This window comes from Membranihabitans marinus, assembly GCF_021729155.1.
In the GTDB taxonomy this organism is placed as follows: Bacteria; Bacteroidota; Bacteroidia; order Chitinophagales; family Saprospiraceae; genus Membranihabitans; species Membranihabitans marinus.
This window is the reverse complement of sequence record NZ_JAJQYA010000004.1, coordinates 218460-230945: the sequence shown is the minus strand read 5'-3', so window position 1 is coordinate 230945 and position 12486 is coordinate 218460. Positions and strand designations below refer to the sequence as shown.

Genomic DNA, 12486 nt, shown 5'->3' with positions numbered 1-12486 from the left:
ACTCTTTTTTTTTATTCTATTAATTCAGCTAATTTCCCCGATTTGGTCAGGGCAAATCTTCCGCGTTCATCGATTTCTATTTGTGCACTTTCAATAAAGGGATCGTGCTCAAAATAAAGTATGTCATCTGATGTCGCTAGATGAGTTAATAATCTTTCTTTTTCACTCAAGGTATGAAGGGCCGACATATCATAAGCCATGATATAGGGTCGTCTAATATGCCATTGACTGGGAATAAGATCTGCACCATACCACAACCATCGCTTTGCGTCCAATGGTATCTTGAGAATCATCATGGCATGGGTATGACCGTAAAGAAATCGCACTTGAATATTGTCCATCCAATGTACATCCTCGGTTTGAACATCTATCATTTTTAGTTGTCCAGATTCCGCTAGAGGCACAAAATTTTCCTTTAAAAAAGAAGCTTGCTCCCTGGCATTGTTTTTATAGGCCCATTGATAGTGAGCATCATTGGACCAGTATGTGGCATTGGGATAACGGAGAACGAGGTTGCCATTTTCAGCTAAGTCAACCGCTCCGCCGACGTGATCAAAGTGAAGGTGGGTGAGAAAAACATCGGTAATTTCTTCTGGATTAATGGCAATATTGGCTAATGATTCCAAGGTGTTGGGTCCATGAGGGAAAAACATCTTGTTCATTCTGTCTATCTGCTTATTTCCAATCCCAGTATCCACTAAGATTTTTTTATTCCCAGTTTCTATCAACAGACTATTCATGGCCCAAGTACAAAGGTTTAATTCGTCAGGCTTATGAAGTTTCTGCCACAATGTTCTAGGAACAACGCCAAACATTGCACCACCATCTAATTTAAAATAACCAGAGACGACCGTTGTAATTTTCATTATTTTCTTTGTGTGTTAAATCCAATCTCACCTTTGCGTTCACTGCGAATCTGTTGTTGAAGTGCAATCATTTCCAAAGCCGTTTCCGCTGATTCTTTGCCTTTATTTCCAACGTCGCCATTGATTCTCTCTGTAGCTTGTTTTTCCGTTTTTACCGTTAAAACTCCAAAAATAAATGGCTTGGCATATCTCAAATTGAGATTCATAATACCTTCCGCTATACCTTGGTTGATAAACACATCGTGATCGGTGCTGCCTTTGATTACACAGCCCAAACATATTATAGCATCAGGGCTATGACCGTTTTCTATCATTAGCGCTCCCAATGGTAGTTCATAACTACCCGGTACGGATTTAATAATGAGTTGGTCTTCTTTTAGTCCAGCAGCTAATAAGGCTTCTTTGCATTGGTCCAACATGGTTTCTGTAATCAATTGATTCCATGAAGCTTTAACGATTCCTATTTTAATTTTATCAATGGAATGGGGTAGGATAGATTCCTTATTTTTGCCTTTAATTTTCATAGCTTGCTTTTGTAAATAAAAAAAGGTGAGTATCAAAAATACTCACCTTTTTCAGTTCTTCCAATTTTGTTGGAATATATCTATAATTCTTTTGACGATATGTTGTCGATATATTTTTCAATATTAAAACCATCAGGACTAGAAGCAAAATCCGATTTGATTCTATTATATGCCGCTAACGCTTCTTTATTCTGTCCTTCTTTTTCGTAAAGTAAACCTAATTTTTTAAGGTAGTAAGGAGTTAAATAACTGTTTTCACCAGTCGAACAAGCTTTTTTGTAATAGTTAATTGCTTGACCGAAATCTTTCAACTCGCCATAAGCATCACCTATTAAACCATTTTTGGTTATAGGAGTGATGTCTCCATCGGCATTGTATTCTTCCAAATAACTAATGGCTGCTTCAAATTTTCCCAATTTCATGTAGCAAACACCTGCATAATATTTGGCTAAATTCGAAGTTTCAGTCCCACTGTATTCATCTATGATGTCTAGAAAACCCATGTTACCAGCACCTGGATTCAATAATGCATTTTCGAATGAATCTCTTTCAAATTGAAACTCAGCAATATACATTGCATTGGTAGCCTCAACTTCTCGGGGTGCTTTATATAAGTTTTGGTAGGCCAAAAAACCAACCACCAATACCAATAATAATCCTATAGCGCCGACGATAAGTTTCTGATTTTCTTCTAAAAAAGAACCTTTAACGGCTTCTGTTTGATTTTCTGCTTGATTTCTAATCGACATTTTTGTAAAAAATTATTGCCTGAAACGAGTCAGGCAAATGTAAATAAATAGCTAAAATTCCGTAAATCTTATTTTAATCTCTTGATTTTAAACATATTGTATTGTTATATAATCAAGAAAACTAATATTTATTTCTAAATTGATTGCGAAGATATAAAAAATTATGTAAGAAATGGATAATCATCTTCTACATAATTGTCATCATATAGCTCGTGTGGTTCTGGATATGGAGATTCTTGAGCAAAAGTAACCGCTTCTTCAATTGTAGCTTTAATTTTATCTTTAATAGCTTTTACTTGTTCTTCGGTTGCAATTTCTTGCTCTATGATTTTTTTCTCAAGCAATTTAACCGGATCCTTCGCCATATATTCTTTCAATTCTTCCTTAGTTCGATATCTTGCAGGATCTGATACAGAGTGTCCTTTGTAGCGGTAGGTATTGATCTCTAAGAAATAAGGTCCATTGCCTGCACGGATGTATTCTGCTGCTCTTGCCATAGCATTGTGTACAGCACCAGGATCCATACCATCAACTGCCTCACTAGGAATGTCAAAGGTTTCACCTACTCTATAAATGTCAGTTAAGCTAGAAGTACGTTCAACTGAAGTACCCATAGCGTAATGATTGTTTTCACAAATATATAGAACGGGAAGTTTCCATGTCTGTGCCATATTTAATGACTCGTACAATGCGCCTTGTCTTGCAGCACCATCACCAAACATACAAACGGCTAAGTTGTCGGTTCCTTTATATTTTTCCGCGAATCCAATTCCCGTACCGATAGGAATCTGGGCTCCCACGATTCCATTTCCTCCAAAGTATCTATGTTCATTTGAGAAAAAGTGCATCGATCCACCTTTACCTTTAACCGCTCCGGTCTTCTTACCCCATAGTTCGGCCATACATGCATTGGGATGTAGTCCTTTTGCAATAGCTATACCGTGTTGACGATAACCAGTAACAACAGGATCTTCTGGTCGCAATGCAGAAATCAAACCAGCTGCAATAGCTTCTTGACCGATGTAAACATGACAAAAACCTCTGATATTTTGTCGTCCGTATTCCATTAAAGTGCGCTCCTCAAATCTTCTTATCAACAACATCATCTCATACCATTCCATATAGGTCTTTGGACTAAACTCTGTAGTCGATGAATTTTTTTTACTTTCGGTGCTATTCTTTGTTGTAGTTGCCATATTTTAATTTATTTTGACGCTTGGTCCGTATAAATAAAGTTCAAAGATAGAAAACTTCAACGGATTAATTATTACCTCTAAAGTAAATTATATAGGAATTGATACTCAAAGAACTGAGAATTAGATATTTTAAGAATTACGAATCTGTAGATTTTTTTTTCCATCCCCAGTTGAATTTGATTTCTGGCAACAATGGGATGGGGAAAACAAATATCTTGGATGCTATATATTTTATGGCTTTTGGCAAGAGTTATTACAGTATTTCCGATAAAAAATTAATCCATTTTGACCACGTCAAAGACGATTCTGCTTTTTTTAGAATTGAATCAATAGATGAGGTTGATTGTCATTATGTGTTTTCATTCAATGCATTGCGCAAAAAGGTGGTAAGTAAAGATAAACAGGTCTATGACAAGATTAGTGAACATATCGGCAATATACCCCTGGTGTCGATCTTTCCCGAAGATATTGATATTATAAAGGGAGATTCCAGCATCCGCAGAAGGTTTATAGACAATACCATTTGTCAGTCGGATAGGGAATATCTACGTGCGTTATTGTATTATAATAAGGTGTTGAAGCGTAAACGGGAATTGCTCAAACAATTCTCAATGAGATATGAGGATAAGATTCTACTGCTTAAAAAATACGATTTTGAATTGTCTCAACCAGCTGCTATTATCATTCAGAAAAGATCGGAATTTTTAACTACCTTTAATTCATTACTAACCGATTTTTATCATCGAATTTGCAATGCCGATTTAGAAACTGTATTGGCAAAATATAAAGTGTCAATTGAGGAAGAGGGATATTTGGAGGCTGTTGAAAACCAGCGAAAGAATGAAATTCAAAGAGGACGAGCCCTGGTTGGTCCTCATAAAGATGATATCGATTTTCAATTAATGGGGCAATCTGCGAAGTACTATTCGAGTCAAGGTCAACAAAAAAGTATTTTATTTGCACTGAAATTGGCACAGTACGAGTATATAAGATCGGTCATCGATCGAAAACCACTCTTGTTACTCGATGATATATTTGATAAATTGGATCAAAATCGAATCGATAATTTAATGGATTTGTTGAGGGGCGAAAGCTTCGGTCAAATATTTATAACAGATACCGATGCTATGAGAATACAAGAGGCTGCGGAAAAAGCCGATTTTAAATTTTTAAATTTTAATATTAGGGAAGGGAAGCAAGTATGAACAATCAATCAAAGAATCTTAAAGACATATTATCAGGAATCGTAAAGGATCCCAAGTATGCAACTAAAATTGACGAAAAAAGAATTGAATCTATTTGGAGGGAAACCAATGCCCCTTACATTGTTGAGCGAACTACAAAAGTTTCTTACCGCGATGGTAAGGTGATATTATTCATCAGTTCTGCACCATTAAAGCAAGAACTGTTTCAACGAAGATCAGAAATACTAACAAAAATAAATACAGCTCTAGGAGAAAATGTGGTAGAGGAAATATTGATAAGATAATTTTCTGTTCAATGAATAATATTTAATTTTCTTCCTCGGTCTAGTTCTTTTACTATGCCTTGTACACGGAATGACTAGATGGAGTAGGAGGTTGCTCGGATTAGCTCTTGTGCAATGGACTGAGTGGTGTTGAATTTTGTAATCTAATCTCAAATGATTTGATTATACCCGCGATGAATGGATAGGGTTTTGGAATTATAGATAAATACGAATTGCATTTAATTATTAGTAAGCAATTTTTCGATTTGTTTTAGGGACAGGACTGAATGAAGGATCGTGGCTTCGATTCCTTCCCCGCTATTTTGTTATTACTGCAATCGCAGTTTAATACTTATTAATTTAAAAGTAGTCTTGTCACGACACGAAGGTTGTGACTGGATACAGTATAAACAATCGGACAGTGTATTCCATACCAAGCTTCTTTGATAAAATTCCATTAAAAAACCCCTTGACTCAGATATAGAATCAAGGGGTTTTTAATAATCTTTAGAAATCTATTTATTTGGCCATAGATTGTGCCATTCTATATGCTTTTTCAGCGTTGACAATGCCTCCACTTACACTTAATTTAGAAAAGTCTACCTTTTCTTCTGATCCGGGTTCGTTAACCGGTATCTCAATGGGATCGGCAGTTTCCATTAATATGTTTTTAACTTGCTCTGCAGATAGAGAAGGGAAGTTTGCTCTTATAATTGCAGCTACTCCAGCAACAACAGGAGCCGCCATACTCGTACCCGAAGAACTTTTATACTTGTTGTCAGGTGCTGTACTGTAGATGTTGTGACCAGGTGCAAATAAATCTACATTTTGTTGACCAAAGTTAGAGAAACTAGCTACTGATTTTTCTGTTTTATTCATCGCTAATGCACCTATTTCCATCCAATTTTTGGCATATTTCTTTTTGCCAAACAATCCTTTTTTATCATAGATATCGGTGGGGAAGTTGGAAGTGGTGTCGGTGTTGGAAGCTTCGTTACCTGCGGCGTGAATGAGTAAGACATCGTGTTTTGCAGCATATTTAACCGCTTTGTCTACCACTGATTTGGCTGGTGATATACCTTTACCGAAACTCATATTGATTACTTTGGCTCCATTGTCGACAGCGTATCGAATGCCGTTGGCCACATCTTTATCTCTTTCGTCTCCATCGGGAACTACTCGAACACCCATGATCTCTACTTGGTTTGATATCCCTTTTATCCCGATAGAGTTATTTCGATTGGCTGCGATAATACCAGCAACGTGAGTACCGTGAAAGGCATCAGGTCCAGCTACATCATTATTGCCGTAGTATTTTTCCTTTTTGTTGCTAAAATCATCACCTACGATATGTCTTGGATCAAAATCGACATTGTATCCGTATTTAGATTTGCTGGCATAGTATTTTTCACCTGCTTCAATATCGCTCAGTACAAATTTTTCAAAGGCCATAAAGTTTTCAAAACTTTCACCAGTCGATTCAATTATATTTTTTAAAATACCGATTACTTGTTGGTTGACGTCGGCCTTTTCTTTTTCCAATTTAGCTATGGTATTGGAATTTATAGCCATTTCATCTCCTACAGTGGCATTGGCCATCTTTAGGAAATTTTCTATAAATAACTTTTGCTGCATTAAATTGTCGTAATCCTCTTTGGATTTTTCGTATTCTTTTTCAACTTTGCTTTTGTATTTCAAGTAGTTGGCGTACTCTTCTTTATCTTTTTTAGAGACATCTTCAGCTTTTACATTATTGTATTTGGCATGTAACTTCTTGTATTGACGGGTGATTTCATAAGTGTCTTGATTAACATTTTCACCATTGGCGTTCCCTATAAAATTCCATCCATATATATCATCGATATAGCCGTTGTTGTCATCATCGATGTTGTTTCCAGGTATTTCATCACTATTTACCCACATTATATCTTTAAGATCTTCGTGTTCGGCGTCTACTCCACCGTCAATTACGGCCACGATAACTTTGTTTGAAGGATTAGTGATGAGATTTTGATTGTAAATGTTTTCTACATTTGCCCCATTAACATTTTGTCCAAACTCTAAAAACCATTCATTGTTCTGGCTACTGGCAGTCGATCCTGCTACAGCGACAAGGGTACTCAACAACCAAACCCTCTTCTTTTTAAATACCTTCATTTTTATTTTTTAAAATTTATGATAAAACCGCACGAATTTACGTTTTATAAATTGCATTTACTGTACATTTAATTGCAATTCTTGAATATTGATCATAAAGTCAAATTTAGTCGAAATATGATGTTACTCTGTCGATTTTTTATTTTTTCTTGTTTAATTTTTCTTAACTATTCTTCTTTTGCACAGTCTTTTGAAATCGGAGTAGGAGGGGGTATTTCGGCTTATAGTGGTGATCTCCTTCCCCAAAATTCTAAGTTTACTAAAACGATGGGAGGGGCTGGTCAAGTATATGGGCTGTTGAGTTTTTCCCAGAACTTTGGTGTTGAATTCGCCTATAGGCACGGTAGAGTTCACGCGGAAGATATTGATTTCGATAGAAGTGATCGAAATTTATCTTTTGCCACCAATATCGATGAAATCTCAGTAAAGGGTATCTATAATATTTTGCCTTTTGATCCCTATGGTGATCGTGGCAATTTGTTTACTGTTTTTGTAGGAGCAGGTGTTTCGGTCTTTAAATTCAACCCATTTACTACATCACATCAGGGACAAAAAGTATTTCTTCAAGAAGTAGGCACGGCTGGTCAAAGATTAGATATTGATGGCCAGAACAATAAGCCCTATAGCTTGGTTCAATTGGGAATCCCATTGACCCTAGGTGTTAAATATGCTATTTCCCCTTCATTTACCATAGGTTTGGAATTGGATTATCGATATATTTTTACCGATTACCTCGATGATGTCGGTGCTGATACTTACGTCGATTTTGATCTGTTGGCATTGAGCAATGATCAAGCCGCTTTACTTGCCAATAGAGGTTGGGAACTCACCTATGATGTCAATAGCAATATCAATCCGATAGATGCAGCAAAAATCTATTTTGAAAACAATAATTTGCAAACCACTCAACGATCATTGGGTAGTAAATCAGATGGTTATGGTTTTATTATGTTGAAATTGGGTTATATTATTGAAGATTTTTCTTTTGGAGGTGGAAAGGGTAAATTTGGATGTTATGAGTTTTAGTTCTGTAATGTGAAAAATTATTTGTTTCTTCAATATTGAACTGCCATCCTAGATCCAAATCGTTTAAGTAAGTTGAAAGATCCAATTCAGATTTTAAAAAAATATTGGGGATACTCGTCCTTTCGGAATTTTCAGAAAGAAGCCATAAACGCTGTTATTGATCAAAAGGATACCCTGTTAGTATTGCCTACCGGTGGGGGAAAATCACTTTGCTATCAAATACCTGCTATAGTCTTAGGTGGTGTAACCATCGTTATTTCACCACTCATCGCATTGATGGAAGATCAAGTGCAACAATTGCAGTCAAGGGGGATAAATGCTGCCTTTTGGCATAGCGGCATGTCTCAAAGGGAGCAAAATTTAGTGCTAAATAATTTAGTCTATACTCGGGAATATCTCTTGTTTTATGTATCTCCTGAAAGGTTTAATTCGAGCCGATTCTTACAACTAGTACAACAGGTCAAGGTCTCATTGATTGCTATCGATGAAGCGCATTGTATTTCCCAATGGGGGTATAATTTTCGTCCGGCATATTTGCAAATTGGCAATTTTAGGGAACATTATCCCCAACTACCCTTTATAGCTTTAACGGCAACCGCCACTGAAAGTGTTACTGCAGATATTAAAGAGAAACTTCTTCTAAATAATCCTTTAGTCTTTCGCAGTTCTATACTAAAAGATCATTTGGCTCTATATGTATATGAAGAAGGAGACAAGCATAAGTTACTGGCCAATTTTGTCTTAGAATTGGAGGGAAGTGGCATTATTTATATAAGAAATCGTGCTGGTACGGAATCTATTTCGTCCATGTTGTCTAGTTTGGGCTGTAATTGTACTTATTTTCATGCCGGCATGGAAAGAAACGATCGCTTAATAGTAATGGAAAAATGGTTGTCCGGTGAATATCAGTTTATAGTCGCAACCAATGCTTTCGGAATGGGGATCGATAAAGACAATGTGCGATGGATAGTTCATATGTCTCCACCACCTACTATTGAAGAATATTATCAGGAAATTGGGCGGGCTGGTCGAGATGGACTTCCCTGTAAAAGTTATCTTCTGTGGAATGCCGAAGATATTGAACAAGGCCACGAAAGAATTGAAACTAAATATCCGAGTCCAGATGGATTGCGTTCCGTTTTGCGCATGTTGGTAGATTATTTTCAAATACCGGTGTCAAATAGTTATTATCGCAAGTATTTTAATTTTTTAAATTTTGTCGATCATTTTCCTCTTTCATACACCCGATTTCACTACGCCTTTCGTCTATTGGATCAATTGGGAGTGTTGGTCTACGTTGAACCTCGTCCACAAATGGCCTCAGTTATTGTACACAAAGCACAAGTAGATCTCCCTATCTTACAACACAGTCAACCAAAACTTCATGAAGTCTTAAGCTTTTTGATGAGGTCATATTCTAATATTTTCTGGTCGGAGGTAGAGTTTTCAATTTCTGAGTTGGCTTTTGAATTAAATATGGCCGTTCTCGATCTTGAACATCGATTGAAAGTAATGCATAAAATGAAAATACTGGACTACTATCCCGAAGGAGAGTATGCTTTAATAGAATTTCCCGAGGGACGACCTGTGCTAAAAAATCTTAACTTTGATCATAAATTTATTACTGATCTTAAAGAAAGAGAACAATTGGGGTGGAATCAAATGATTGAATTTGTTGAAAATGAAGGATGTAAGTTTAATCATTTACAGAAATATTTTGGCGAAGAACCAACCTTGGAATGTGGGCATTGTTGTAGCGAATATATTCGTTGGACCGATCAAGAAAAAGGATTGGATGAAATGTACCATGTATTTAAACAAAAATTAGAACAACAACCATATAGAGTCTACGATTTAATTTTATCAGAAGAAAATGAGTATATGGCCAAAGAAGCTATTCGCGCATTGTATCGACACAAAGTCGTCAGCTATAAAAATGATTTATTGTATCTAAATGAGAAGACTTAGTGTATAAGGTATCGATAATTACAACTTCAAATATGGCCTATGATCAAAGATTGTCTAAAGTAATGGCGACCATGGCTGATCTACCCCTAGAGATATCTTATATGGATAGAGGGGGAATAAGAAGCCAAAAAACATATTTCTCAAATGGTATTTTTTTTTACTTGGAATGGAATATTAGATTGTTTTTATATCTTCTCAAACAAAAGCCCCAGGCCATATACGGAGCTGATATTGATACTGCATTGTCGGCTATTTTTTACAAGTTCCTTAACCCCAAGCTTGTATTTATTTTAGACCTTCATGAATTATATACCGATACCCCTGAATTACTTCATTCTCCATTAAAGAGAAAAATTTGGTCATGGGTTGAATTTTGGGGCTTTAGAAAAGCGGATGGTCTAATCACGGTTAATACTTCATTACAAGACATATTTTATCGTAGATATCATCGCAAGGCTGAGGTGATATCCAATATGCCTATGTTTAAAGTATTGGATGGATCTGAGTGTTTTAATATGCGCAAAATGAAGGTGTTATATTATCAAGGTGCTTTAAATGTTGGACGTGGTTTAGAATGCGCTATTGAAACCATGTCTCTATTGCCCGATTGGAAGCTATGGTTAGTTGGAAGTGGGGATTTGGATTGCGAGTTGCGGACATTAGTCAAAGATAAAGGTTTGGTTGATCGCGTTGTTTTTTGGGGAAGAAAATTGCCTCAAGAATTACCGAAGTTGGCTAAGCAAGCAACCATTGGACTAAATCTATTGGAAAGTGAATCTCTCAATTATTATTATAGTTTGGCCAATAAATTCTTCGATTATATGCAGGTTGGTTTGCCCTCAGTGAATATGGATTTTCCTGAGTATCGAAATATCCTTCAAAATCATAAAACCGGTGTAGTTATTAAAGATTTACATGCCGAAGTTCTTCGAGAAGCTATTCACAGTATGACTCAAGATGTAAATGTGTATCGGACCTATGTAAATCAAAGCCTTGAAGCGGCTAAAGTATATACTTGGGAAAACGAGGCGGACAAATTGAAGCAATTGCTAAGTCGTCAGTTTTTTGGTTAACGCCGTAGTTATTATTGATTGGTAAATATTTTAATAGGTATTGTAGTAAACACTTACTACTTTTGTGCGCTAAATTTAATAAAGGAATCAGGATTTGAGTATAGATTTATCATATAAGAGGATTTTAATATTGGCTATTCCTATCATGATTGGCAGCATTGTGCAAAATGCGATTGCCCTCATGGATAGTTTGTTTCTATTTTATTTAAGTGAGGATGATTTTGCAGCCATTGGTTTTGTAAGTGCCTTTTATCTTATTGTGATTTCAGTAGGGTATGGATTTTCTAGAGGAGGGCAAATAGTAATGGCAAAATTGGATGGTGGCAATCAGTACAAACGTATTGGGATAGCGTTCAATACCAATCTTTTTATGTTGTTGATATTGGCGACTATCTTTTTTGTTTTTGTTCGATATGGTTCACCTTGGTTGTTGAAATACATAGTGAGCAATGATGTGATCTATGCCAAGAGTATAGATTACTTAAAGTTTCGGTCTTTTGGTGTCTATTCTGGGTTTTTAACCTTGGGTATGGTAGCCCTTTACACCGGTGTAGCCAATACCGGTTTCTTAGTCATTGCTACTGGAATTCTCTTAGGAACGAATTTAATCTTCAATTACGGACTAATTTTTGGAAATTTTGGTTTGCCCAAAATGGGTATTGCTGGTGCTGCTATTGCCAGTGATATCGCTGAAGTAGCTGGACTGATTAGTTTTGGTCTTCACATAATATTCTCTAAGGACTTCAAAGTCTTTCACCTACCTTCTAGAATAATTGCCAATTTTAAAATAGCTAAGGATATCCTAAAAATATCTATGCCCTTGGTATTGCAGACTAGTGCTGGTGTGATCAGTTGGTTTGTTCTATTTTCACTCGTGGAAAATATGGGGCAAAGAGAATTGGCTATATCCAATCTTGCCCGAGTCTTTTATCTGGTCTTAAGTATTCCTCTTTGGGGTTTTTCTGTTTCAGTAAATACATTGGTCAGTAATTCAATGGGGGGGAAGATGTTTAATAATATTCTCGTCATTATTAAGAGGACGTCAATTCTTGCCTTGGGGATTACCTTTGTAGTAGCTGTTCCATTGCTTCTCTATCCAGAGTATTTTGTCCGTCCACTTCTCAATGATGAACAAATGGTAGTACTCTATGAAGCCAAAGATGTACTGAGGTTATTACTGGTCATATTTGTGTTTTATATATTGGGTACAGTTTTCTTTCAAGGAATGATTGGGACAGGAAATGTATTGTTGACCCTAACCATCCAATTGGTATGTGTGGCCATATATGTCAGCCTATTATTAATGGGAGTAAAATTATTGGGATTGTCCATGCTACAAGCATGGTCAATTGAAATATTTTATTGGATTGCAATACTGATTGTTAATATAGTTTACTTCAAGTATTACTTTAATAAAGAAGACGATTACTAACATTCTGTGGATATAAATTTGTAACAA

Annotated in this window: 11 protein-coding genes; 6 read left to right on the top strand and 5 right to left on the bottom strand. The window is 36.1% G+C overall.

Annotation, left to right across the window (positions count from 1 at the left end):
* Positions 1 to 11: 11 nt before the first annotated feature.
* The 4 genes from LVD51_RS04560 to pdhA all read right to left on the bottom strand — a co-directional run bounded on the left by LVD51_RS04560 (position 12) and on the right by pdhA (position 3335).
* The gene (locus tag LVD51_RS04560; protein WP_236970010.1) at positions 12 to 866 is read right to left on the bottom strand and encodes an MBL fold metallo-hydrolase; all 855 of its coding nucleotides are present in this window, start codon (positions 864 to 866) and stop codon (positions 12 to 14) included.
* Positions 866 to 1390, bottom strand: a complete 525-nt coding sequence (ribH, locus tag LVD51_RS04555) for a 6,7-dimethyl-8-ribityllumazine synthase (RefSeq protein ID WP_236970009.1) — start codon at positions 1388 to 1390, stop codon at positions 866 to 868. The genes LVD51_RS04560 and ribH overlap by 1 nt, the downstream gene beginning before the upstream one ends.
* An 80-nt stretch (positions 1391 to 1470) precedes the next feature.
* Positions 1471 to 2139 carry a tetratricopeptide repeat protein gene (locus tag LVD51_RS04550; RefSeq protein ID WP_236970008.1) on the bottom strand — a complete coding sequence of 223 codons (669 nt, stop codon included), beginning with the start codon at positions 2137 to 2139 and terminating at the stop codon, positions 1471 to 1473.
* A 161-nt stretch (positions 2140 to 2300) separates the two neighbouring features.
* On the bottom strand, positions 2301 to 3335 hold the full coding sequence (gene pdhA / locus LVD51_RS04545) for a pyruvate dehydrogenase (acetyl-transferring) E1 component subunit alpha (protein WP_236970007.1): 1035 nt from the start codon (positions 3333 to 3335) through the stop codon (positions 2301 to 2303).
* A gap of 98 nt (positions 3336 to 3433) precedes the next feature.
* Between pdhA and recF the strand changes: the two genes are divergently transcribed.
* Positions 3434 to 4540 (top strand): DNA replication/repair protein RecF, encoded by a 1107-nt coding sequence (gene recF, locus LVD51_RS04540; protein ID WP_236970006.1) that lies wholly within the window; start codon positions 3434 to 3436, stop codon positions 4538 to 4540.
* On the top strand, positions 4537 to 4824 hold the full coding sequence (locus LVD51_RS04535; protein ID WP_236970005.1) for a DUF721 domain-containing protein: 288 nt from the start codon (positions 4537 to 4539) through the stop codon (positions 4822 to 4824). Before recF ends, LVD51_RS04535 begins: the two co-directional genes overlap by 4 nt.
* Before the next feature lie 498 nt (positions 4825 to 5322).
* Here LVD51_RS04535 and LVD51_RS04530 read toward each other — a convergent pair whose 3' ends face one another.
* Positions 5323 to 6960, bottom strand: coding sequence for a S8 family serine peptidase (locus LVD51_RS04530; RefSeq protein ID WP_236970004.1), 1638 nt, complete (start codon positions 6958 to 6960; stop codon positions 5323 to 5325).
* 117 nt (positions 6961 to 7077) lie between these two features.
* On the opposite strand from LVD51_RS04530, the gene LVD51_RS04525 reads away from it, so the two are divergent.
* The 4 genes from LVD51_RS04525 to LVD51_RS04510 all read left to right on the top strand — a co-directional run bounded on the left by LVD51_RS04525 (position 7078) and on the right by LVD51_RS04510 (position 12459).
* On the top strand, positions 7078 to 7986 hold the full coding sequence (locus LVD51_RS04525) for a DUF6089 family protein (protein ID WP_236970003.1): 909 nt from the start codon (positions 7078 to 7080) through the stop codon (positions 7984 to 7986).
* Positions 7987 to 8058: 72 nt separating this feature from the next.
* Positions 8059 to 9954 (top strand): RecQ family ATP-dependent DNA helicase, encoded by a 1896-nt coding sequence (locus LVD51_RS04520; RefSeq protein ID WP_236970002.1) that lies wholly within the window; start codon positions 8059 to 8061, stop codon positions 9952 to 9954.
* A 32-nt stretch (positions 9955 to 9986) separates the two neighbouring features.
* Entirely contained in the window at positions 9987 to 11027 is a 1041-nt protein-coding gene (locus LVD51_RS04515; RefSeq protein ID WP_236970001.1) for a glycosyltransferase, read from the top strand.
* A gap of 94 nt (positions 11028 to 11121) precedes the next feature.
* Positions 11122 to 12459 (top strand): MATE family efflux transporter, encoded by a 1338-nt coding sequence (locus LVD51_RS04510; RefSeq protein WP_236970000.1) that lies wholly within the window; start codon positions 11122 to 11124, stop codon positions 12457 to 12459.
* Positions 12460 to 12486: the final 27 nt, after the last annotated feature.